The 25,537-nt window shown below is 46.1% G+C and carries 17 protein-coding genes; 9 read left to right on the top strand and 8 right to left on the bottom strand.

Translation table 11 applies throughout. From position 1 onward, the window contains the following. The first annotated feature begins 363 nt into the window (after positions 1–363). The 4 genes from L876_RS0116910 to L876_RS0116895 all read left to right on the top strand — a co-directional run bounded on the left by L876_RS0116910 (position 364) and on the right by L876_RS0116895 (position 8,743). On the top strand, positions 364–1,428 hold the full coding sequence (locus tag L876_RS0116910) for an efflux RND transporter periplasmic adaptor subunit (RefSeq protein WP_028764879.1): 1,065 nt from the start codon (positions 364–366) through the stop codon (positions 1,426–1,428). Positions 1,429–1,442: 14 nt separating this feature from the next. Beyond that, positions 1,443–4,703: an efflux RND transporter permease subunit gene (locus L876_RS0116905; protein WP_028764878.1), complete on the top strand. Its 3,261-nt coding sequence runs from the start codon at positions 1,443–1,445 to the stop codon at positions 4,701–4,703. Beyond that, positions 4,700–7,747, top strand: coding sequence for an efflux RND transporter permease subunit (locus tag L876_RS0116900; RefSeq protein WP_028764877.1), 3,048 nt, complete (start codon positions 4,700–4,702; stop codon positions 7,745–7,747). The genes L876_RS0116905 and L876_RS0116900 overlap by 4 nt, the downstream gene beginning before the upstream one ends. Before the next feature lie 102 nt (positions 7,748–7,849). Next, entirely contained in the window at positions 7,850–8,743 is an 894-nt protein-coding gene (locus L876_RS0116895) for an MBL fold metallo-hydrolase (RefSeq protein ID WP_037429134.1), read from the top strand. Here the strand turns inward: L876_RS0116895 and L876_RS0116890 are convergent. The 5 genes from L876_RS0116890 to L876_RS0116870 all read right to left on the bottom strand — a co-directional run bounded on the left by L876_RS0116890 (position 8,740) and on the right by L876_RS0116870 (position 14,964). Further along, the gene (locus L876_RS0116890; protein ID WP_028764875.1) at positions 8,740–9,450 is read right to left on the bottom strand and encodes a phosphotransferase; all 711 of its coding nucleotides are present in this window, start codon (positions 9,448–9,450) and stop codon (positions 8,740–8,742) included. The two genes, L876_RS0116895 and L876_RS0116890, sit on opposite strands and share 4 nt — an antisense overlap. A gap of 174 nt (positions 9,451–9,624) precedes the next feature. Beyond that, a complete protein-coding gene (locus L876_RS0116885) occupies positions 9,625–9,804 on the bottom strand; it encodes a Trm112 family protein (protein ID WP_028764874.1) in 180 nt (59 codons plus the stop codon). Next, positions 9,794–10,804 (bottom strand): tetraacyldisaccharide 4'-kinase, encoded by a 1,011-nt coding sequence (lpxK, locus tag L876_RS0116880; RefSeq protein ID WP_028764873.1) that lies wholly within the window; start codon positions 10,802–10,804, stop codon positions 9,794–9,796. Before lpxK ends, L876_RS0116885 begins: the two co-directional genes overlap by 11 nt. 5 nt (positions 10,805–10,809) lie before the next feature. Then, positions 10,810–12,624 carry a lipid A export permease/ATP-binding protein MsbA gene (gene msbA, locus L876_RS0116875; protein WP_028764872.1) on the bottom strand — a complete coding sequence of 605 codons (1,815 nt, stop codon included), beginning with the start codon at positions 12,622–12,624 and terminating at the stop codon, positions 10,810–10,812. A 33-nt stretch (positions 12,625–12,657) separates the two neighbouring features. Then, the gene (locus L876_RS0116870) at positions 12,658–14,964 is read right to left on the bottom strand and encodes a DNA internalization-related competence protein ComEC/Rec2 (RefSeq protein WP_051413168.1); all 2,307 of its coding nucleotides are present in this window, start codon (positions 14,962–14,964) and stop codon (positions 12,658–12,660) included. Between the two features lie 43 nt (positions 14,965–15,007). Between L876_RS0116870 and L876_RS0116865 the strand changes: the two genes are divergently transcribed. After that, the gene (locus tag L876_RS0116865; RefSeq protein ID WP_028764870.1) at positions 15,008–15,514 is read left to right on the top strand and encodes a DUF2062 domain-containing protein; all 507 of its coding nucleotides are present in this window, start codon (positions 15,008–15,010) and stop codon (positions 15,512–15,514) included. Between the two features lie 198 nt (positions 15,515–15,712). After that, the gene (locus L876_RS0116860; RefSeq protein WP_028764869.1) at positions 15,713–17,068 is read left to right on the top strand and encodes a diguanylate cyclase domain-containing protein; all 1,356 of its coding nucleotides are present in this window, start codon (positions 15,713–15,715) and stop codon (positions 17,066–17,068) included. A gap of 17 nt (positions 17,069–17,085) precedes the next feature. Here L876_RS0116860 and lolE read toward each other — a convergent pair whose 3' ends face one another. Genes lolE through L876_RS0116845 form a run of 3 tightly spaced genes read right to left on the bottom strand, consistent with a single transcriptional unit; the run spans position 17,086 to position 20,267 of the window. Then, a complete protein-coding gene (gene lolE / locus L876_RS0116855) occupies positions 17,086–18,339 on the bottom strand; it encodes a lipoprotein-releasing ABC transporter permease subunit LolE (RefSeq protein ID WP_028764868.1) in 1,254 nt (417 codons plus the stop codon). Continuing rightward, entirely contained in the window at positions 18,336–19,031 is a 696-nt protein-coding gene (gene lolD / locus L876_RS0116850; RefSeq protein ID WP_028764867.1) for a lipoprotein-releasing ABC transporter ATP-binding protein LolD, read from the bottom strand. The genes lolE and lolD overlap by 4 nt, the downstream gene beginning before the upstream one ends. Positions 19,032–19,034: 3 nt before the next feature. Then, complete coding sequence (locus L876_RS0116845) at positions 19,035–20,267, bottom strand: lipoprotein-releasing ABC transporter permease subunit (protein ID WP_028764866.1); 1,233 nt, start codon at positions 20,265–20,267, stop codon at positions 19,035–19,037. Positions 20,268–20,362: 95 nt separating this feature from the next. Here L876_RS0116845 and L876_RS0116840 point away from each other — a divergent pair, with 95 nt between their 5' ends. The 3 genes from L876_RS0116840 to L876_RS0116830 all read left to right on the top strand — a co-directional run bounded on the left by L876_RS0116840 (position 20,363) and on the right by L876_RS0116830 (position 25,448). Next, entirely contained in the window at positions 20,363–20,953 is a 591-nt protein-coding gene (locus L876_RS0116840) for a hypothetical protein (RefSeq protein WP_028764865.1), read from the top strand. Positions 20,954–21,031: 78 nt separating this feature from the next. Beyond that, on the top strand, positions 21,032–24,514 hold the full coding sequence (gene mfd, locus L876_RS0116835) for a transcription-repair coupling factor (protein ID WP_028764864.1): 3,483 nt from the start codon (positions 21,032–21,034) through the stop codon (positions 24,512–24,514). Further along, positions 24,507–25,448, top strand: a complete 942-nt coding sequence (locus tag L876_RS0116830) for a CsiV family protein (RefSeq protein ID WP_037429130.1) — start codon at positions 24,507–24,509, stop codon at positions 25,446–25,448. The genes mfd and L876_RS0116830 overlap by 8 nt, the downstream gene beginning before the upstream one ends. The last annotated feature ends 89 nt before the right edge of the window (positions 25,449–25,537 follow it).

Below are 25,537 nucleotides of genomic sequence, written 5' to 3'. Positions count from 1 at the left end.
AATCACAGTTGGCTAAAAAAAGGCACTTTTTAAGTGCCTTTTTTATTGTCTGTAGAACGAGGCATTAACGAAGCCATCCAGTAATACCAATCAGGATTTCACCCTCCTCAATTGAGCAAAACCTGCTCACCATCCTACTGAGTCACATTTTGTAGCAAATCCAATTTGCACCCTGCTGCATTATCCCTATTACTAGTGTTAGCAAATTTAACCAAGTGTTAAATAAAATCACTACAAAACTGCGGCTTTTGTTTCTCACTCAACGAACAAAAAACATAAGCAACTGTAATTAAAGGAAATAGCATATTGGCATGGTAAATGCTTACTATGTTTCAATTGGATAAATAAAATAGGTATGCTCACATGGAATCTCTATCAAAATTTAAAATCGCCCTTCCGTTACTTTTTGTTGCCGTCCTCAGTGCCTGTGGAAATGAAGAACAAGCGAAAGAGGAAGAGAAGTACGCCATCCCAGTTGAAACCACAACCGTCATTCAAGGCGATGTCTCCTCTTTTTATAGTACAACCGCCACACTTGAAGCTCCATTAGAAGCCAATGTCGTCACCCGTATTTCGGGGCTTATCGAATCTTTGAGTGTGGAAGAAGGGGATCGTGTGACCAAGGGCCAACTACTCGCCGTTTTAGATGCTAAACGCCAACGCTATGATTTAGCACGCTCGCAGGCAGAGGTAGAGATCATTGAACAAGAACTCAACCGTTTAAAGAAAATGGGTAATAAAGAGTTCATCAGCGCCGATTCCATGGCCAAACTCGAATACAACCTCCAAGCAGCAATGGCGAAACGCGATCTTGCCGCCCTGCAAGTAGAGGAGAGCATGGTTCGCTCACCTATTGATGGAATCGTCGCTAAGCGCTTCGTTAAAGCGGGTAATATGGCCAAAGAGTTTGATGAACTTTTCTATATTGTTAATCAAGACGAGTTATATGGCATCGTTCACCTTCCTGAAGCACAGCTACACAGCCTACGTCTAGGTCAAGAAGCCCAACTTTTTGCCAATAAACATACCCAAGATACGGTGCATGCAAAGGTGCTGCGCATCAGTCCAATCGTTGATGCTCAAAGTGGTACATTCAAAGTCACTCTATCAGTTCCTAACAAGAATGCGACATTAAAAGCCGGCATGTTTACTCGAGTTGAGCTTAGATATGACACTCACAGCGATGTCATCACTGTGCCGTACAACGCTGTTATCAATCAAGACAATGAGTACGCGCTATATGTGATTGATGGCGAAAATGCATCCCGTCGAGCTGTGACCTTAGGTTATCGCGAAGCTGACACTGTAGAGGTTGTATCAGGTATCACACCTGGTGAGCAGATAGTTATCCGCGGTCATCAAAACCTAAAAGATCAATCGTTAGTAGAAGTGATCAGTGAACTTGATGTTGCTAGCGCACAACAGTAAACGGGAATTTTCATATGTCTATAATTAACACCTCAGTCAAACGTCCCGTAACAGTATGGATGTTTATGCTGGCTGTCATGCTATTTGGTATGGTGGGATTCTCCCGCCTTGCCGTAAAGCTTTTGCCAGATCTTAGTTATCCAACCATTACTATTCGTACACAATATGAGGGCGCAGCCCCTGTTGAAGTAGAACAGTTAGTATCAAAGCCTATCGAAGAAGCGGCCGGTATCGTAAAAGGCCTAAGGAAAATCAGTTCAATCTCTCGTTCGGGTATGTCCGATGTTGTCCTAGAGTTCGAATGGGGCACAGATATGGATATGGCGAGCTTAGATGTGCGAGAAAAACTCGACACCATTGAGCTCCCCCTCGACGTAAAAAAGCCATTATTGCTGCGCTTTAACCCTAACTTGGATCCAATCATTCGCATGGCGCTGTCTGTGCCCGATGCGACACCTGCACAACTCAAACAGATGCGAACGTTTGCAGAAGAAGATCTCAAGCGCCAGCTAGAATCCCTAACAGGTGTGGCTGCCGTGCGTCTTTCCGGTGGTCTGGAACAAGAAGTCCATATTCAACTGAATCAACAAAAACTGACTCAACTTAACCTTAATGCCGACAAGATCAGAGCACGTATTGCAGCTGAAAACATCAACTTATCAGCGGGTAAAGTGGTTCAAGGTGAGAAAGAGTATTTAGTTAGAACACTCAACCAATTCAACTCGTTAGAAGAGCTAGGCCAGATCATCGTCTACCGCGATAATCAAACGTTGGTGCGTCTATTTGAAGTGGCTGAGATTGTCGATAGTCATAAAGAACGTAACGATGTCACCCGCATCGGGTCGGCAGAATCGATTGAATTAGCCATTTATAAAGAGGGCGACGCCAATACCGTGGCCGTAGCCAGAAAAGTGGCCGCCGAGCTTGAAAAGCTAAACAAACTCAATGAAAAAGCGGAACTGCAAGTCATTTACGATCAATCTGAGTTTATTGAGAGCGCCGTCAGTGAGGTCACCTCTGCCGCCTTGCTCGGTAGTTTACTCTCTATGTTAGTGATCTACCTTTTCTTACGTGACATCGTACCGACGCTGATCATCTCTATCTCTATCCCATTTTCGGTCATCGCCACCTTTAACATGATGTATTTTGCCAATATCAGCTTAAATATCATGTCACTAGGCGGAATAGCACTGGCGGTGGGCCTATTGGTCGATAATGCCATTGTGGTGCTTGAAAACATCGATCGCTGTAAAAAGCTTGGCATGAATAAACTCGATGCGGCGGTGACTGGTACCAAAGAGGTTGCGGGCGCTATTTTTGCATCGACTTTAACGACGCTAGCCGTGTTTGTGCCGCTAGTTTTTGTCGACGGCGTTGCTGGTGCACTGTTCTCTGACCAAGCATTAACGGTGACCTTTGCCCTACTGGCTTCACTGCTTGTCGCGCTGACAACTATCCCGATGCTTGCCTCTCGCGAAGGCTTTAAAGCCCTACCTCACATTGTGGGAAAAAGTGAAAAGCCAGTACTGGACACTAAAATGGCCAAGTTAAAGCACTATAGTGCAACGGTTTTCTCTTTCCCGTTCGTACTCTTGTTTAGTTACCTTCCGTCATTTCTCATGACAATAGGTTTAATGCTTGGCCGTGCACTATCTTGGCTTGGTGGTGTGGTTATGCGCCCGATCAGTCGTATATTTAACTGGTTTTATAATCAACTAGAAAAAATCTACCATAAGTTACTTAAGCAAGCGCTTCGATTCACTTGGGTCACGCTCAGTATTGCACTCATAGTGACCGCAGGCACCATGAGCCTGATCCCACGTCTTGGTATGGAGCTGATCCCTCCCATGAATCAAGGTGAATTTTACGTTGAAGTATTATTGCCACCAGGGACCGAAGTCAGCGAAACCGACAGGGTGTTACAGAAGCTTGCGCTATCTATTAAAGATCGTAGCGATGTTAAACATGCCTATAGCCAAGCGGGTAGTGGCGGGCTAATGACTTCAGATACATCTCGCGGCGGCGAAAACTGGGGCCGACTACAAGTGGTATTAGCCGATCATCAAGCATTTGATGCGGTGACCCAAGTGCTGCGAACCACAGCGATGCGTATACCCGAGTTAGAAGCTAAAATTCAGCACCCTGAACTATTTAGCTTCAAAACCCCACTTGAAATCGAAGTGATTGGTTATGATTTGGCCCAGTTAAAGCAAACGGCTGACGGTTTAGTCGATGCACTATCAGATTCAGATCGTTTCGCTGACCTAAACACAAGTCTCAGAGACGGACAACCAGAGCTGAGTATTCGTTTTGACCACGCACGTTTAGCCGCGTTGGGTATGGATGCACCGACTGTTGCTAACCGTATCGCACAGCGTATCGGTGGCACAGTCGCTAGCCAATATACGGTTAGAGACAGAAAGATTGATATCTTGGTTCGTAGTGAAATCGAAGAGCGCGATCAGATCAGCGATATCGATTCAATGATTATTAACCCCAATAGTAATCAGCCAATTCCATTGAGTGCAGTGGCTGAAGTTTCTCTTAACTTAGGGCCGTCTGCCATTAACCGAATTAGTCAGCAACGTGTAGCGATTGTGTCAGCAAACCTTGCCCACGGTGACCTTAATGAAGCGGTATTGGCAGCACGAGCCATTATTGATCAGCAGACATTACCTAGCGCGATTCAAGTGCGTTTCGGTGGTCAAAATGAGGAGATGGAACATTCATTCCAATCACTGAAAATTGCGTTGGTCTTAGCCGTTTTCTTAGTGTACTTGGTCATGGCGAGTCAATTTGAATCGCTTATCCACCCGTTGCTGATTTTGATTGCCGTTCCGATGGCGGTCGGTGGCAGTATTTTAGGTCTCTACGTTACCCAAACTCATTTAAGTGTGGTGGTGTTTATCGGACTCATTATGCTGGCGGGTATTGTGGTCAATAACGCAATTGTCTTGGTCGATCGTATTAACCAGCTACGCCAGCAAGGCATTGAGAAAGCACAAGCGATTGAAGATGCTGCCAAATCACGACTACGCCCCATAATTATGACGACCATGACAACGGCACTCGGTCTTGCGCCGATGGCACTTGGACTGGGCGATGGCAGCGAAGTCAGGGCACCAATGGCCATCACAGTGATATTTGGTTTATCCCTGGCGACACTACTAACACTGGTGGTTATTCCAGCGCTTTATTCGCTATTTGATCGTAAAGATTTTCAAGCGAAGACGGGCTCAACAACGACCAATGCTGCAACAGGGGACGCGCTATGAATATCACCCGCTTAGCGATTAAACGTCCTGTCACCACTTCGATGTTTTTCGTCGCCATCTTGCTGTTTGGCTTGGCATCGAGTCGTTTACTGCCACTGGAGATGTTTCCGGGCATCGAGATGCCACAAGTACTGATTGAGGTGCCCTATAAAGGCTCAACTCCAGCGGAGGTTGAACGTGATATCACTAATGTGCTCGAAGAATCATTGGCGACCATGGGCGGTATTGAGGAATTAAGATCGCGTTCTTCGCAAAATGGTGCCGAGATCGAACTCAGGATGAAATGGGGCGAAAACGTCGCCACTAAGAGTCTCGAAGCAAGAGAAAAAATAGATACAGTACGTCATCTATTGCCAAAAGATGTGGAACGAGTGTTTATCAGGCAGTTCTCAACGGCTGATATGCCAGTGTTGACCATACGCATCTCCAGTGACAGGGAGCTGTCTGGCGCATTTGATCTGCTCGACAAACAACTTAAGCGACCACTTGAGCGTGTAGAGGGCGTGTCACAAGTAACCCTGTACGGTGTAGAGCAAAAGCAGATTGAGATACGAATAAATGCTGACAAACTATCCGCCAGTGGGATCAGTACACAGGCTCTGCAAGCGCGTCTGCAACAAGAAAACTTTATCGTTAGTGCAGGTACACTGCGCACCAACGCTAAGGTGTATCAGGTTTCACCTAAGGGTGAGTTCTTAGATCTAGCGCAGATCCGCGCGCTAGTCTTAGCACCTGGTATCCGGTTAGGCGACTTGGCAACAGTCAACTTTTCACTACCAGAGCGCTTGGATGGCCGTCATCTTGATCAAAATTATGCGGTGGGCTTGGACGTATTTAAAGAGTCTGGTGCCAACTTAGTGGAAGTATCCGACCGAGTCCTTAAAGTCATTGAGGCGGCTAAACAAGATCAGCAATTTCAAGGGATAAAACTTTTTATCATGGAAGATCAAGCCTTTGGGGTAAAATCTTCCTTATCAGACCTACTGACAGCTGGGTTGATCGGCGCCCTGCTCTCTTTTGCCGTACTTTACCTATTTTTACGTAATTTGAAAATGACCTTGGTCGTGGTCTCATCTGTACCGATTTCATTATGTATGACACTAGCTGGTATGTACTTTCTTGGCTACAGCCTTAACATTCTCTCTATGATGGGTTTGCTACTGGCCGTAGGTATGCTCATCGATAATGCGGTAGTGGTAAGTGAAAGCGTACTGCAAGAGAAACAACATCAAGGCGACACCTCAACAAATCAAGCTGTGCTTACAGGGGTCAATAAAGTCGCCTTAGCAGTACTGGCGGGGACATTAACGACTGCTATTGTATTTTTACCCAATATTTTTGGTGTAAAAGTAGAGCTAACCATCTTCCTTGAACATGTGGCAATCGCTATCTGTATCTCGCTTGCTGCGTCACTACTTGTGGCTAAAACATTGATACCGCTAATGCTGTCCAAACTAGATTTTAAGGTTGAACAGAACCCCAAAGAGAGCAAACTGCAGCACCTTTATGAGCGCAGCCTTAACTGGATTTTACTTCACCCTAAAATTTCAGGCGTCATTGCAGTTGTCATGCTGGCCTCAACGGCACTGCCATTAAGCATGGTCAATCAAGATCAATCTGACGGTGAAGGCAACAACCGCCTCTATATTAACTATCAAGTAGAGGGTCGCCACAGCCTAGATGTAACCGAAGCGATGATTAATCGCATGGAAAATTACCTCTATGCGAATAAGGAGGAGTTTTACATTGACTCCGTCTATAGTTACTTCTCTGCAGACCGCGGCCAATCAACATTAATCCTAAAAGAGGATACCGATGTTGATATGAAAGCACTCAAACGCAAAATCAGAGAGGGATTCCCTAAGTTTTCAATTGCTAAACCACAGTTCGGATGGGGCAATGAAAATAATGGTATTCGCGTAACCTTAACGGGTCGTTCAACCTCAGAACTCATCGGCCTCAGTGAACAAGTTGTGCCGCTTCTTGCTGGGATAAAGGGATTAACGGATGTGCGTTCTGAATTAAATGGTACTCAGCAAGAAGTTATTATTCAGCTCGACCGCTTAATGGCGGCAAGGTTAGATTTAAGTTTAACCGAGCTGGCGTCAAGCGTATCGATGGCACTACGCGGTGCCCCACTGCGCTCTTTCCGTCACGATCCAAATGGCGAACTGCGTATTGAACTAGCGTTCGAAAATCAGTGGCGAGAATCGTTAGAGAAATTAAAACAACTACCGATTTTGCGTATCGACAACCGGGTCTACACCCTGCAAAGTTTAGCGGAAATAAAGATACAACCAAGATTTGACACAATTCGTCACTATGATCGCCAAACAGCACTCTCAATTGGTGCTAACTTAGACGAGCTGACCACTGAAGAAGCGCAAAAGGCGATTAATAAGGTGATGCAAGCGGTCGACTTCCCGCCTGGGTATAACTATTCACTGCGTGGTGGGTTTCAGCGTCAGGATGAAGACCAAGCCATTATGGCGACTAACATGATTTTGGCTATCGCTATGATCTATATTGTTATGGCAGCATTATTTGAGTCGCTGTTACTACCAACAGCCATTATCACTTCCATCCTGTTTTCTATCACAGGAGTGTTTTGGGCGCTGTTACTGACAGGTACTTCTATGTCAATTATGGCGATGATAGGGATTCTTATTTTGATGGGTATTGTGGTGAACAACGGGATTGTATTAGTCGATCAGATTAATCAGAAGACCCCTGAACTCGATGAACTATCAAAGACGATTCATGACGTCTGTGTCACCCGTCTACGCCCGGTGCTAATGACAGTGGGCACAACGGTACTGGGGCTTATTCCATTGGCAATGGGCGATACCCAAATTGGTGGCGGTGGCCCACCATACTCACCGATGGCTATCGCTATTATTGGCGGCTTGAGCTTCTCAACCGTCACCAGCCTCTACTTAGTACCTCTGTGTTATCAGGCGTTATATCGTATGCGACATAGAGCAGCGATTAAATTAGGACAGGCAGACAGTGTTGCCAGACGCGTCATGCCTTGGGCACACTAATTTAACCATTAAGGGCTACATTTGTAGCCCTTCTTTTTATCTGTCACTTAGGTTAAGTTAACAAAATACTTACAAAATAAAATAATGACTAAGAGAGCCCTTATGATTGAGCTAACTACCGCCCTACGTCGTTTTAGCCTAATAGCATTTAGCTTGCTTTTAAGCCAGAGCAGCTTTGCGGCAGATGATAGGTTTGCCAATGTCGAGATAAAAGCACAACAACTTTCAGCCAATACCTACATGTTTACAGGCTCTGGCGGTAACATTGGTGTGTCAGCGGGCAAAGATGGCATTATTATTATCGACAACCAGTTTGCTCCCTTGGCTGGGAAAATTAGCGCTGCTCTGAATGACATACAACCCGGTTTACCTCGCTATGTCATCAATACCCATTATCATGGCGACCACACCGGCGGAAATAACACCTTTGGTGTCAGTGGTACTATTTTTGCCCACAATAATGTACTTAAGCGTCTCGCTAGTAACGACAAATACACGCCAGCGGCGCTTCCTAGCATTACGTATGAACAAGGCACATCAATCCATTTCAACGGCGATACCTTACATCTTATCCATATCGGGGCCGGTCATACTGATGGCGATAGTGTCGTGCTGTGGGCTGATAAATCCGTGGTGCATATGGGTGATCTTTTCTTTAAAGATAGATGGCCCTATGTGGATCTAAACGCGGGCGGCTCGGTGAAAGGCTATCGAGACAGTGTGGCCAACATTATTAATCAAATTGATAGCAACACTAAGGTGATCCCGGGCCATGGTGAGCTCGCCACTAAAAATGATCTTATTCGCTTTAAACATATACTTGATGCATCAATTAACTGGATGGAAAGCCAGTTAGCATCAGCAAAATCGTTAGAAATACTCAAAGAAAATGGTTTACCTAAACACTTACAAGGCTGGAGTTGGAATTTTATTTCAGATGAACGTTGGATAGAAACCTTGTATCAAGACCTTTCACATAGTAACGCTAAACCCTAAGCGAAGTGCTTAAGTAGCCAGTAAATAGGGCGGAGATCTTTTCCGCCTATGGTTTTTAGCGGTGCAATAAGATAGTTAAGCCACTGCCAACCTCGCATTTTCTGCTGGCAAGCCTGCCATAGCGCCTCGCCACCAGCCGACCGATACGCGGTAATAGCTGGCTCAACCTTTTCTGGATAGGGTCCGATATAGCGATACAAGCTATGAATATAAACCAATAGATCCCGCTGCTGCTGCGCAGTAATATCATCATCACGTTGGTTGGCTTCAAAATCGATAAAGGCTACCTTACCCGCTTTCCAACAAATATCCCTAAGTGCTGGACGTCCATGTGCTAGGCCTTGCTGGTGTAATTTAGCTAATGCTGTACCACTATCTTGAAGAATTTGTGTCAACTGCACATCAGAAGGACTATTGGCTAACCAATAGTTCACCGGGCTGCCTACGTCGGCCACCACGAGATACCCTTCACCATAGCTGACAAGCTCGGGCACTGGTGCTCCCTTGTGTGCGAGGGTTAACAAAGTCTCTATTTCTAACTGCAATGACTCGTGCGGTTTGGATTTAAGCCAGCGCATCGCACCGGTTAATTGCTCAGTCTGTTTCAGCCAGTAACGGTTTCCCTCAAACTCAAAGCTCACCACTCTTTCCCCCTTCTTGGTGGATAACAGTTGGTCAATAACAGTTTGAATGGCTGATGTCGTCACAGGTTAAGCTCCAAATTTATTAGGCAACAATTATGCTAAGTCATCTTAGATAAATCAATCTAGGCGGGGACAGCTGCTGGAACTATGAGCGAATAATGCAAATTATATCTAAAGGGAGGCTCTATTTAAGCGGGAGACTAGCGCGCTGGCAACCAAGCGCGCTATTGACAGAAGTTAGGCTTCTTCAGTCCAAGGTTCTGCTTTATTCTCTAGCAGGACAGGAATGCCATCATTGATTGGGTAAACCAAACGATCGGCTTTACAGATTAGTTGTTGCTTAGATTTATTGTATTCAAGCTGACCTTTACACACTGGACACGCAATAATCTCTAATAGTTTCTTATCAAACGCCATTTGTATTTCCTTGTTTTAACGCTGTTAGCTGCGCTAGCAGCTGTTGTTCAAACTTAGCTGGTAGCTTGGCATCTACGGGAAGATACCACCAGTTTTCTTTTGCAAATTCGCGACATTTAACCGCATCTTTTTCAGTCATTAACACATGATGACCGTTTGCGATCGCTAGGATATCGGCGGCACTATAATCATGATGATCTTCAAAAGCATGAGTAATTAGTGGGGAGATCCCCATTTCATTAAGGGTGTTAAAGAACCTTGCTGGATTACCAATACCAGCAATGGCAACCGAATCACTGTAGCCTTCAAATACCGCTGATGGTGCAGTAAGCGATACCAGCTCACCAGGGATCAGTTGCATCGCATATTCATTATCGTTAGCGGTTTGTCCATTCACAATGACATGATCAACGCTTTGTTGTCGCCACACCCCCTCTCTTAACGGACCGGCTGGTAACAAAAAACCGTTTCCTAAACGTCGCTCACCATCTAACACTAACAATTCAATATCACGGTGCAGTGAGTAATGTTGCAGGCCGTCATCACTAATAATGACATCAACCTTATTATCACTCAGCAATGCATTCGCCGCTGCAACGCGGTCTTTGCCTATCACCATAGGGACTTGAGTTCGCCCAACAATCATCGCCGGTTCATCACCCACTTGTTTTGCACCTAACTCCGGCAATACCCATTTGGTGCCTTCAAACTTAACACCGTAACCACGACTGATAACACCTGGTGTGTAGCCTTGGCGGCGCAGTAACTCAATTAAGTAGATGACAGTGGGTGTCTTGCCGCTCCCTCCCACAGTGATATTGCCAACGACGATAACGGGCACATCGATGGGGCAAGCTTGCTTTATGCCCCACTTGAAGCGCCAACGTCGAACGCTACTTAACAGATAAAACAATGCACTCAGCGGCAGTAAAAGTATGGCTAACAGCCCGTAACCACCCAATTGTCGACCATACCAGAGTCGATTAACAAACGCCTGCATCCCTGTTAGTTTCCAAACTGCATTTGGTACAAGTTGTAATAGATACCTTGTTTAGCCAGCAGCTCGCTATGGGTGCCACGTTCCACAACTTTACCTTGGTCAACCACGAGGATTTGATCGGCATTTTCGATGGTCGATAAACGGTGAGCAATAACGATAGAAGTACGGTTTTGACGTAAATTGTCTAGACCGCCTTGAATCGCCTTTTCTGATTCAGTGTCCAAAGCTGATGTTGCTTCATCTAGAATCAGTACAGGTGCGTCGCGTAAAATCGCGCGAGCAATAGCAATACGTTGCCGCTGGCCCCCCGACAACATCACGCCATTTTCACCGACTTGAGTATAAATCCCCTCTTGCAGCTGCTCTATAAACTCATAGGCATTGGCCAATTTAGCCGCTTCAATGATTTTTGACTCAGTCACTTCGCCCGGATAAGCATAAGCAATATTAGCCGCTATGGTGTCATTGATCAGGGTAACCTGCTGTGACACTAAAGCCACTTGACTGCGCAGTGAGGCTAACTTGTAATCACGTAAGCTAATGTCGTCTAAAGTAATGTCGCCAGCTTCCAAATCGCTATAGAAACGGGTGATTAAACTCGCAATGGTCGATTTCCCCGACCCCGAACGACCTACCAGCGCTAAAGTTTCACCAGGATTCACACTAAAGTCCACATTGGCTAGCGCCAATCGTTCCTGATTGTTGTAGCGAAAATCTACCTTATTGAAACGTAAATACCCTTTTACTCTGTCAGTTTCATAGCTGCCAGTATCGACTTCGGCAGGGGTGTCTAATACTTCAAAAATAGTGCTACAGGCTGCAATACCACGCTGAAACTCGGCATTAACACGAGTTAAGCTTTTAATCGGTTGCAGCATAGCGAGCATGGCAGCCAATATGGTGGCAAAGGTACCCGCCGTTAAATCGGCTTTCATGCTATCTAGGCTGGAAGCGTACAGTACAAAAGCTAACGCAAATGAGCCAATGACCATCACCAAGGGTTGGCTTATTGATTGGGCTAAAGCCAACTTCATTGTACGCGAACGGTTATCATCGTTGACTTTACCAAAGCGCTCAGACTCTGCTTTCTGTCCGCCAAATACCAATACGTTTTTATGGCCTTTGATCATCTGCTCAGTTACAGAGGTTACGCCGCCCATGGCCGCTTGGATCTGTTTTGAGACTTTACGAAACTTACGACTGACCACTGCGATAACTAAACCAATAAGCGGTCCGACCACCAAGATACACAACGAAAGTTTCCACGAGTTATAAAACATCACTCCAAGCATGCCTATAACGGTAATACCATCACGCACTATGGTAATTAATGCACTACCAGAGGCCCTAGCAATCTGTTCGGTATCATAGGTTACACGTGAAATAAGGTTACCGCTGCTCTCGGCGTCAATGTAGCTGACAGGTAATTTAAGATAGTGCTCAAACACCTGCTGACGCATATCCATGATCATGCGCGCACTGATGTACGAGATGCCATAGGTCGACAGAAAGTTAGCTAAGCCACGCAGGGAAAATAATCCAATCACTACGAATGGCGCCATCATTAGCACATCGCTATCAGAATTAAATCCGCCGCCGAGCCCCAAATCAACACCCTGCACCATGCTTGGCGTTGTCGGAACATTACTGGCAAACCCCTGGTCAATAAAAGGTTTAATGGAATAGATAAAGGTTGCGTCAACCAGGCCGTATAATACTAGGCCAAATACTGACAGAAATAACACCCCTTTGAGGGGAACAAGATAAGTAAGCAGTCTAACGAAAACGGTGCGCACTTCGCTTTTAGAAGAAGTTGTCATTCAAAATTCTATCATTGGTGCAAAAACGATATTCTACTCTGTATTAGCGAACTCACCAAATTCAAACACCTGATTATACCAAAAAGGCGCAATATCACGACGATAGCTAACAACCTTAATGCCATCTTGTTCAAAAAAAAGGCTAATCTGCCCGTTAGTGCCCACACTATACTGCGAAGCATCAATGTGATCATACCGTTTAATCACGGCGTTTTTAGGAAACCCATAACGATTGTTGAGTCCCGCTGCATACAGCACAATCTCAGGGGCCACAGCGTCAACAAAGCCCTGGCTAGAAGAGGTATTACTACCATGATGCGGTGCCACTAACACTCTGCTAGAAAGCCCTGGCGATAGCGGTGTTTGCTGACTAATTAGGTCGATTTCAGCTTCAATTTCGATGTCACCCGGTAGCATTATCTGCTGCAGACCATCGGTTATCTGCAACACACAGGAGCCATTGTTGCCATTCTCGGCTCGCTGCGGGCCAAGAACATTAATAGTAAGCTCATGCCAGGTTAAGGTTTTTGGCCGACAATTCAGGCCCTCATACGGTGCTAAATCAGTGATTATCTGCGCTTGAGGATACTGTGCAATCAACACATCGGTGCCGCCAGCATGATCGTTATCACCATGACTCACCACTAAATAGTCAACGCGACTAAACCCTTTACTATGCATAAACGGAATGACAACCTGTTTGGCATAACTAAAACTCTCACCAAATGCCGCACCTGTGTCATACAATAAAATGTGGTCACGTCGCTCAATCACCACACTCAGCCCCTGACCAACATCTAACAGATGCACACGCCATCCCTCTTCATCGCGAACCAACATAGGTGAGATCATCAGCCATAGCAATGGGGCACAAAGCACACTAGCGACGCCCTTCCACCTAAGCGCGATAGGTAAACGATAGACCCCAAAAGCAACGAGCCCAAAGAGCAAAGCTGATGCAAGCTGCGATGAAACATTCAACCAACTCCCTGGTAGATATTGCAACCCATTAAAACTGTAGGTCAGTGGCGCGATGAGCCAGTCTAGTATTACCAATGGTAAGCCTGCTGGAAGCTGCAAATAGACACTGGCTCCCCACCACATCAGCGCGATAAAGGTAAAGGGAATAACAAGGACACTAAACCAGGGCACAAACAGTAGATTGAACCACACAGAGTAAGGTGATACGCCACCAAACAGCAGCAGTAACATCGCCCCCATCAGTAGACTTAATCGCCACTGAATTGACCATAAGATAACAAGCCGTCGCCAAAAGATGGTTAACCAATCAGGTTGTTGCTGTTCCTCAACCTTGACGGCATTAGCCAATTGACCACCAAACCACAAAATTACCGCCAGTGCACCAAACGATAGCCACAGCCCTGAGCTCAATACACTTAACGGGTCAAGCAACAACACAATAAATAGTGCGTACAACAAGCGCTCAAATGGTGATGAATGCCGCTGTAGTACCCCCACGACGATAACCAGACAAAGCATGCTGAATGCTCTAAGAGTAGGTAGAGAAAAACCAGATAAGTAGCCATAGATGGCTGTAACCATGATGGTCGCCAATGCGGTAAGGTAAGTATTCGATAGTCCATAACGTGGCCGCATACGCTTAAGCCCCCCACCAATACATAGTAATAACCACAAGGCTAAAACCGATAGGTGTAGACCTGAGATAGAGATAAGATGGCCCGTACCGCTTTGGCGAAGCCCTTGCCAATGTTCAGTAGAGATGAGCTGCTTATCGCCAAACATCAGTGCCAAGATCAAATCACCATTGTTTAAGTTTTCAACTTGTGGGATTAACTGACTGATCAACTGAAAGCGGGGATTAGGTGTTGCCTCTATTGCGGTTGCAGCAACCACTTTGCCACGGCCGATAATATGTTTTGAGAGAAAATAGCGCTGGCGATTAAACCCTCCTTGATTCAAATGACTAGAAATGGAACGCGGTTTTACCCTGAGTAACCATTGGGACCCCAAGGTCGGATTCTGTTCAGTTAACCACTCAAGACGCATGAATCTTTGCGGGAAATCAAATAAATTATCATTTAGCAGCCGAATATCGACACTTATCCAGTCGCTGTTTCGTTGAACTAGTGATATGATTTCGCCCCTTACTTGGATAGATTGTCCGTCTGTTACCTCTGGAAAGGCTAACATTTGATGACAAAATAGACTCATCCATGCCAGTGCTAATAGGCTACCCGCCAATATTCTTGACCAGCGTAAGTGTAAAAACGCCGCAAATAGAGAGCACCAAGCAAGCTGAGGTGAAAGTAATGACGGCCAAATGAGCGCCGAAATGATCGAGGCACAGTAGCCAAACATAAATCGATTCATAATGAGTAATTTAAGACTGCAATCCGACGCTATGCCAAAAAAAATCATTGAAAGATTTATGCCTAAACCAGAAACATTGCGAAATCATAAACATTTGCAGATGTTCGGCGACCTACTCCATAAACCCAATTTATGGACCCTTAACCGTCGCTCGGCGCCTATGGCATTTGCCGTTGGGCTATTTGTTGCTTGGATCCCAATGCCCTTCCAGATGGTGCTCGCTGCGGCATTGGCCATTATTTTTAATTGCAACTTGCCTATTGCTGTTGCGCTAGTGTGGATCACCAATCCAGTTACCATGCCATTTATGTTTTACGCCGCTTACCTACTGGGCGCAAAGCTCTTAAGTCATCCTCCGCAAGAGTTTGCCTTTGAAGCCAGTTGGCAATGGATAGAAGCATCTATCTCCACAATAGGTCCGCCATTTTTAGTTGGCTGCCTTGTATTAGGGATAATCTTCGCCGCCATCGGCTATTTTACCGTCCATAACCTGTGGAAGTACTCAATCCTGTTTAAGTGGAAAAGTCGATCAAAGTAAAATTTCCTTCCTCTCTAATATCAGCCGTGATGTGACGGTTTACTCTCCATAGATGCCGTCACTCAAGTTTCGCTTATTAGCTAAACTTACGATAGAATGATCAAACTCATTACAAACGCAACAATCTGTAACAAACTCAGTGACGTTCCTAGAGTTTTATTTTTTGTCAAAAGAACACCACAAATTTATGGGAAGGCCATGTACCTAAAATCACGCCAGAAACAGGCTGCTGTCTTCTTTTTATGTTCATTATTGTTTCTATTAGTTGCAGTCTTGACCGTTAGTACCGTCACCCATTACTTTGTCGAAAATGAAATAGAAAAAGAAGATGAACGGCTTCGTAAAAGTCTCGCCCTCATTCGTGTTAATTTTGAAGCCAGTATTTACAAAGATACCTACCTGGCCGATAGCTTGGCCACAGTCGTGACACTCGACTCTCAATTTGCCATTAGTAACTGGGAAGCTATTTCCGGTAAATTGCTCGATAAAGCCCAATATGTACGCAGTGTCGCGCTTGCTCCCAATAACATCATTAAATATGTGTATCCGTTAGCAGGCAATGAGCAAGCGTTAGGTTTCGACTTTCGTACTCGGCCAGAGCAGTTAAAAACCGTTATGCTGGCCAAACAACAGCAGGCTGTTTATATCGCCGGTCCAGTAAATTTAGTACAAGGTGGGATAGGCCTCATCGCTCGTTACCCTATCTTCTCAGACTATCCATTAAACCAACACTACTGGGGAAGCGTCAGTGTTGTCATGGACTATGACATACTGTTAGAAAGCTCTGGCATAACACGATTTCGCGGTGGACAAATTGCCATTAAAAAGCATGTCATCCAAAGTGAGCTTCAACAGGTATTTTATGGCGATGCGGCTATTTTCGATAACCCTGACGTGGAGTATCCTATAAAGTTGCCCAGTGGCATGTGGACCATAGCGGCCAAATTTGATACTGAAAACTTACAGCGTGTTACTAACATTCGAATGGCAGTGGTGATCATAGGCAGTGTTACCGCCATTCTGCTGTATCTGTTGATCTTATTACTCTTTAGAAACTACCAATACACCCATAAAGCAGCACTGCAAGATGAACTGACTCACCTGCCAAACAGACGCTTTATTATTTCAGAGCTTTCTCGGTTGATAAAACGCAATAATAAACCTAAGTTCACCCTACTTAACATCGACCTTAACGACTTTAAGCTGGTCAATGATGAACTGGGGCATGAAGCTGGCGACGACCTACTGAGATACATTGCTAAACAACTGACCAAAGAAGTTGGCGCCAAAGGAAGCGTTGCCCGCTTTGGTGGCGATGAATTTTTAGTCTTGTTGTACGAGATCACCGACCTTGAACAGATCGAAAGTATTATTACCCAGCTCAAGGACTCGATCGCATCACAGCCCTTTCACTGGGGAAAACATCAATTAGAACCATCACTCAGTATTGGCTATGCCAGTTACGTGGGACAAAACGTCAATGTTAAAGAGTTACTGTCCGATGCTGATCGGAGCATGTACCAGCAAAAATTAATCCATCGCGAAAAACTATAACCGCTTCAATGTGCCATTTATCTCCCTGCTAGTGCCATGGCTGGATGCACACGGCTCGCCTTCCAGGCAGGGTAAATAGTTGATAGCAGGCTCATGCATAACGCCAGGCTAATCACTAACGCAACATCCTGCAGCACAAGCTGAGATGGCAAAAAATCAATAAAGTAAACATCGGCCGAGAGCAGTTGTACACTCAACATTTGCTCAATGCTGCTGGCGATTGAACTTAAATTTAATGCCACCAGTACACCCAACGCGCCACCAATTAGGCAACCTAAAATGCCGTTAAGTGCACCTTGTACGACAAAAATTCCCATCACAGTTGCTTTGGCCATGCCCATCGTAAGTAAAATCGCGATTTCAGATTGCTTGTCTCGCACCGCCATCACCAATGTCGACACAATATTAAAACAGGCCACCGCGATCACTAACGCCAAAACAAGATACATTACCGCTCTGACCAACTGAATATCCTGATAGAGATGGCCCTGGGTTCGGGTCCAATCAGACAGATACATATATTGCTGCTGGCTGTAGCCCAAATCGCGTATAAGGCGAGGCGCAGCAAACACATCATCGACTTTGATACGAACTCCACTCACTCCGTCACCTAAGCCAAGGATATCGGCCGCATAATCCATTGGTACATAAGCAGTGCCTAAGTCCATCTCGCCGCCGATTTCAAATATTCCAGCAACGATAAAACGGTGACTCTTAGCGGCACCAATACGCTGAGCTTTTGTCGCACCCATACTCGGAGTATAGAGGCTTAAGGTATCACCTATGGCTAAACCAAGAGAATCGGCCAAGCCTTTACCTAGCACGATATTGTTTTTATCCCCCTGTGCCAGAGCCTGCCAACTTTGCTTTGGCATAAATTGGGCGATACTGGATACCTTTGCTTCGAGATCAGGTTGAATCCCCACCACACTGAGCCCTTGAAATCCTCCAGGCTTTTGAATCAAGCCAGAAATACGCACAAAAGGTGCCGCTGCGACGATCCCGTCAATTAAACTGGCATCTTGGGCGATATTTTGCCATTGATGAATAGGCTCATTGACCCCTGTCAGTTCACCATGGGGGACAACGCCCAGTAATCGCTGTTCAAGTTCACGCTCGAAACCATTCATCGCCGATAAAGCAATAATCAATACCGCCACACCTAAGGCGATCCCCGCCGTCGACGCAAATGAGATAAAGCTAATAAACCGATTAGATTGCCGCGCCATATAGAAGCGCCAGCCTATCCACAATGACAGCACTTGTTTCATCCTTGCGCCTGCCCTGCTTGTAAAAAGCCATCTTTCATCAATAACTGCCTATCCATTCTGGCTGCCAACTTGGGATCGTGAGTTACGATGACAAATGCGGTACCAAACTGCTCGCCCAGCTCTCTGATTAGTGCGTAAACAGCATCGCCGCTTGCCGCGTCAAGGTTACCCGTTGGCTCATCGGCCAAGACGAGTTTAGGTTGATTGATTAAAGCTCTGGCAATCGCCGTTCGTTGGCGTTCACCACCAGACATCTCCGCTGGCGTGTGTTGCAATCGATGTCCAAGCCCCACTCTTTCAAGTAGGGCTTTAGCCGCTTGCTCAACCTCTTTACGTGGTAACCCTTGGATCAATCCCGGCATAGCAACATTTTCTAACGCGGTAAATTCGGGTAACAAATGGTGAAACTGATAGATAAAACCCAAATCGTGATTACGAACCTTTGCTTGACGTGCGGCCGATAGCTGATACAGATCTTCACCTTGCATCAACACTTGACCTGCGCTCGGTTTGTCCAGTGTCCCCATAATATGTAGCAACGTACTCTTACCCGAACCAGAGGTACCAACAATCGCCAACTGCTCACCGCGATAGACACTTAAGTCAACCCCATTTAACACTTGGGTATCGATACTCCCCTCTTGATAACGTTTACTAACATTCTTAACTTCTAGCAGTAGTTCTTGACTCATCTTTTACTCATACCTTAGTGCGCTGGCGGGCTGTACATTTGCTGCCCTTAGTGCTGGATACACGGTCGCTAAAAAAGTGACGACCAAGGTGCCGATAACGATAACGCTTAACTGTGACCACTCCAACTGAACAGGTAGTGATTGGCCGGCGCCCAAAATCGACACCCCAAGAATCGCGAGCAGTGTATTAAGATTTAAGGTGACCAATATTCCCACAAATAAACCACCCAATAGTCCAAGCAATGCGTTCAATGCTCCTTGGATCATAAAAATACCCATCACACTGGCAGTGGTTAATCCTTGGGTTTTTAGCACCGCCACATCTGTAGTCTTATCGACCACCATCATCACCAGTGCAGACACAATATTAAAGGCGGCCACTGCAATGATCAGGCTGAGCATCAGCGACATCATGTTTTTCTCCATGTTGACCGCTGAGAACAGGTGGCCATAGTTATCCCGCCAATCGGAGGTGGTCACCATTATCCCGTCAGTGTTAAAACGCTCGACAACCGTATCTCGAATCGCCGACGCTTGAAACGGGTCATTGAGGTATAGCCGTAACTGCTTTATTTCACCCGCCTTTTTTCGCATTAACCGTTGAGCATCATCGTGGTAGACGTAGGCCAAGTTGGCGTCAACCTGAGAGCCCATAGCAAAAATGCCCGCTACGGTAAAGTTGCGTTGTGCTGGAACCGGGCCAAGCGGTGAATAGACCACACCGTCACTACTTAGCACCCGCACCTTATCACCCACAGATAAGTCGAGACGTCGCGCCAGCTCTGCGCCCAATACAATATGGTAACTTCCGGGAGTCAATGCCGCTAGCGAGCCATTAAAATGTGCCGACATCGCGGCTAGATTTTGCTGCTCTCTTTCAGGATAGATACCATAAATCTGTACCGCACTTATCGCACCAGGCGACTGCAACATGGCTTGGGTCGACACACTGGGGCTGACTGCTACTATTTTATCGAGTGCAACCAATTTACTAGCCACGGACTGCCAATCATCCATCGACTTCTCGCTATAAACAGTCAGTTGCGGCACTGCTCCTAAAATTCGCTGTTTTAACTGTCCCTCTAGGCCATTCATTACCGAGCTAACTACAATCAATGCAGCAACCCCAAGTAAGATACCTGATACGGCAAACAGGGTAATAAAAGAGGCAAACGAGTTAGCCTTGCGAGCTCGCCAATATCGATAACCTATGTTCCAAGATAACGCTAAATTCATGTTTGGCTGGGTCTCTTTGCTTATGAGCCTTGATAAATCATTGAGATGCGCACGATAATAGGGGTAATAGCACTATAAAAACAAGAGGCAATCCGTTGAACACAGACTCAAACTCCTATTTTAGCGTTAAGCACAGCTTCAGCGCTTATCTCACGGCTTGGTCGACCAATACGCCCCTGCCCACTGAAACGGAATTAAAGGCGATGTTTCCCGTTGGTATGCAATTAGTCAACGAAGTTAGGGCAATGGAGGCCAGCTGTCTGTTGCAACTAAGAAACCTCGATGATGATGCCCGTACTGTTGTTGATTATTTGAAATTACAATCGAAGAAAATTGATCTGGTGCTCACCCATGTTATGGAACAACAAGCCCACGAAGGTGACAAATGCCAAGGGGTAACGTTTGGCGGGAGCGGCATAAGCCTTGAGAGTCCAACACCTTTATTGGTCAATCAACACTACAAAATGTCGCTGCATATCAAAGATGCATTATTGTCAGTGCTATGTATCGCCAAATGCATCGCATGTCAGCCACTCAGCGATGATACTGAGGAACCGCGCTATCTTTGCGAACTCGAATTTACTCAAATCTTAGATGAAGATGTCGAGCAGTTAGTCAAAGCCAGTCTAAATGTGCAACAAAAACAGCTACAACTGCGAAAGAAACAGAAGCAACAACAGCCCTAGTTTTCACTGGCACAACTGAGTCTAAGCCTCTACAATAGCCAGCATCTTTGTCGATTTTTGGCCAGTTGTCTCATCTCAATGAAAGCTTTCTCAGTTCTACAGCCACCCCAAGTGAAAGGGGCTAAAACCCCAAAAACCTTAAGCCATTTAACCGGTGCAGCCCAAGCCATAACGCTTGCGCAACTGTGTGCAAATCATACCGGCTTAACCCTGGTTGTCACCCATGACACCCCTAGCGCCCTGCAACTTGAAACTGAGTTAACCTACTTACTCGGCCCAAAATCGATACCTGTTTTGCTGTTTCCCGACCGAGAAACTTTGCCCTATGACAGTTTTTCTCCCCACCAAGATCTCGTCTCACAGCGGTTAGAAACACTGTCGCGTATCCCAGCCGCTCAGCAGAGCCTTGTTATCGTGCCCATCAGCACCTTGATGGTGAAATTGCCACCACATTCATTTTTGACTGGCAATGTATTGCTGCTCAATAAAGGCGATACCTATCCATTTGAACAGGTTCGCCAGCAGTTAATCAACACTGGCTATCACATGGTAGAGCAAGTGTATGAACATGGTGAGTTCGCCGTGCGCGGTTCTATTATCGATATATTCCCAATGGGCTCCGATAATCCCTATCGAATAGAGCTATTTGATGATGAAGTGGAATCGATACGCCAGTTTGACCCAGAAACCCAACGTTCCAGTGGTGAAATAGCAGGGATACGCTTGCTGCCAGCCAAAGAGTTTCCAACCGATGACACTGCCATTGAGGGTTTCCGTCAACGTTACCGTCGACAGTTTGACGTCGTCGTAAAAGAGCCTGAATCTATCTACCAGATGGTCAGTCGCAAAGTGATGCCTGCTGGCATTGAAAGCTACTTGCCGCTGTTTTTTGAACAAACGGCGACACTATTTGATTACCTCCCCGAGCACACACATATTGTGACCGTGGGCGATCTGGAACTGGCCGCCAAAACTCACCTTGTGGAAGTCGCTCAGCGTTATGAGAATCGCAGAGTCGATCCGCTGCGTCCACTGCTGCCGCCTAAAGATCTTTACCTACTGACCGAACAAGTATTTGAGGCATTTAAACGCTATCCACGTCACCTATTAAAAGACTCAAGCTTTCAGGGCACCAGTGCCGAGGCTAACATCGCCACCTTGCCGGATGTCGCCTCTAACCATAAACTCAAGCAGCCGCTGCTCGCCCTGCAAGAGTACGCAAAGTCTGGTACCCCAATTTTGTTTTGTGCCGAATCTGAAGGACGACGCGAAGCACTGCTTGAACTATTAGCCAAAATAGATATCAAGCCGCAGTTATATCAGCACTTTGAGCACTATGTCGCACAGCCATCAGCATTTGGTTTAATTGTATCGCCGCTGTCTCAAGGTGCACTGATCACCGACGCCAATAAAAAGCAGTGGGCGATAATCTGCGAAACGGAACTGTTTGGTCAACGTATCTCACAGCAACGGCGCCGCGATAAACAACGTCAAATTAGCAGCGATGCACTGGTCAAAGATTTAGCCGAATTAAAAGTAGGCCAGCCCATCGTCCATCTTGATCACGGAGTGGCTCACTATCAAGGCTTAGAAACCTTAGACACGGGCGGTTTGGTCGCAGAGTACCTCAAACTCGAATACGCGGGCGGTGATAAGCTTTATGTGCCAGTCTCTTCACTCAACCTTATTAGCCGCTACAGCGTCGGTCCCGATGAGGAAGCTCACCTAAACAAGTTGGGCAACGAGACATGGAGTAAAGCCAAACGCAAAGCAATTGAGAAGATCCGCGACGTCGCAGCCGAGTTACTTGATGTTTATGCTAGGCGCCAAGCTCGGCCAGGAGACGCATGTAAGTTAGTTCAAGAGGAATATGCGCAGTTTGCTGGCAGTTTTCCATTTGAAGAAACCGTCGATCAAGAAACGGCCATTGATGCCGTGCTAACCGATATGTGCTCGCCAATCTCCATGGATAGGCTAGTGTGTGGTGATGTGGGTTTTGGTAAAACAGAAGTGGCGATGCGTGCTGCCTTCGTCGCAGTAAACGATGCTAAACAGGTCGCTATACTCGTGCCAACCACCTTACTTGCACAGCAACATTTTGAGAACTTTAGCGATCGCTTTGCAGATTGGCCAATTAAAATTGAGGTGATGTCTCGCTTTAAAACCGCTAAAGAGCAACAAGCGGTATTAGCACAGCTTGAAAAAGGCCAAGTTGATATCGTTATCGGGACTCACAAACTTCTGCAATCAGAAGCTAAATTTGAAAACCTAGGGCTACTGATTATTGATGAAGAGCATCGCTTTGGTGTCAGGCAAAAAGAGAAGATCAAAGCGCTCAGAGCCAATATCGATATTTTAACCCTCACGGCAACGCCAATTCCACGTACCTTAAACATGGCGATGTCAGGCATGCGTGATCTGTCAATCATCGCCACCCCACCCGCGAAACGACTGGCTGTCAAAACCTTTGTGCGTGAATACGACGATGCAACGGTACGGGAAGCTTTGCTGCGTGAGATTTTAAGGGGTGGGCAAGTCTACTTTCTACACAACAGTGTCGAGACCATCGAAAAACGCGCCAGAGAGCTAGAAGTCCTATTGCCAGAGGCCCGAGTGATCACTGCCCACGGTCAGATGCGTGAACGCGATCTAGAAAAGGTGATGTCTGATTTCTATCACCAAAAATATAATGTTTTGGTGTGTACCACGATTATTGAAACGGGTATTGATGTCCCGACGGCCAACACCATTGTGATTGAACGTGCTGATCATTTTGGATTAGCACAACTGCACCAATTACGCGGACGTGTCGGCCGCTCTCATCACCAAGCCTATGCTTATCTGATGACGCCACACCCAAAACGGATGACCAAAGATGCGCGCAAGCGTTTGGAAGCCATTGGTGCACTTGAAGATTTAGGCGCTGGTTTTATGTTAGCCACACAAGACTTAGAGATCCGTGGAGCTGGTGAACTGCTAGGCGATGAGCAAAGTGGTCATATTTCAAAAATTGGTTTTACCCTGTATATGGAGATGCTTGAAGACGCAGTTAAATCACTAAAAGAAGGTAAGGAGCCTTCACTTGAGCAGATGTTAAGAGGTCAATGTGAAGTTGACCTGCGCATCCCTGCACTGCTGCCTGAAGACTATGTCAATGATGTCAATATTCGCTTGTCGTTATACAAACGCATCGCTAATTGTAACAGTGAAAAAGCCTTAGATGAGCTGAAGGTCGAGCTAATCGACCGTTTCGGCTTGCTGCCACAAGCCGCGAAGAACTTACTGGAGTTGTCACTTTACAAGCATCAAGCCACAGGGCTTGGCATCGCGAAAATCGAGATGCATGCTAAAGGCGGTAGTATGGAGTTTAATGACAATCATATCGTCGATCCGGGCTTTATTATTGGACTATTACAGAGTCAGCCACAAAACTATCGTATGGATGGGCCAAGTAAGCTAAAATTCCTCATTCCTGCAGAAACAGATAAAGATAGACTCAAACTACTTGAGCTTTTGATCTCGCAACTTACTCAACATCGCCTTGGAGAACCACGTGTTTAAGAAGCGTATTTTATTAGTTATTGCACTACTCTCGCTGCCTTTTATTAGCCAAGCAAATGAAGAACGTTGGTTCGAAGTCGAAGTGTATCTGTTTGAACGTCAAGGCACGCCTTTTGAAGAAGTGGTTGATCATGTCACCCGTCATCAGCAACGACAAGCTGTGGATATGATCTCGCCCCTGTTTAGCACTGACATCACTGGGGCAAGCTTAGGCTTAGAGGGGTGTAGCGCCCAAGCATGGCTAGAAACCCCCGAGCTATGTAACCAGCAGTTAAGCTCTGTACAGGTGAGCCATCCAAGCCATATTCCTTTTGCCATTGGTGCAACAGAAGAGACCTACGCCCAACCGGGTGAATCGACGGTATTGCTGTCCCAATCTCAAGCAAAGTTAGGAGATATTATTGCTAAGTTGTCTCGCGAGCGCGGCCACAAAAGCTTACTACATATGACATGGCAACAATCTATGCTGCCGCGACATCGGGCTAAACCAGTACACCTATTTGCTGGCGATGATTTTTCTAGCCGCTACACCCAAGCGGGCTATATTGCCAATCAAGTCAATGACACTGTCATACCGCAGTTTGATTTTAGTTCGGCATTAAGCACTAAAGCGGCAGTGCCTCCTATTTGGCAAGTCGATGGCGCCATCAAGATTTACCTCGACCACTACCTATACGTCGAGTCGGCAATAAAACTTCGTGAAGAGGGAAGTAAGCAGGTACCAATGCAAGAGGACTACTCGACGGCTGTGATTGAGCAAGCCCAGACAACGCCTATGCCGTTTCTCTATAGCATCTGGATGTCACAGAACAAACGGGTGAAAAGTGATGAGATACACTATTTTGACCACCCTAATATGGGCATGATCCTTCAAATTAGAAAGATGAAACAACCCAGTGAAATGGCAGCTGCGGAATCAATGGTGAGCCAATAACAAGCAGAGGCAGGGCGAGGCCGTTTAAACTGAGCGAGAGATACCCTGCAAACGTGGGGTAGAGCTTCCAACAGCGTAAAGCACTTTTT

Origin of the sequence: Shewanella colwelliana ATCC 39565 (assembly GCF_000518705.1) — a bacterium.
GTDB lineage: Bacteria > Pseudomonadota > Gammaproteobacteria > Enterobacterales > Shewanellaceae > Shewanella > Shewanella colwelliana.
This window is presented reverse-complemented; position numbering and strand designations above follow the sequence as displayed.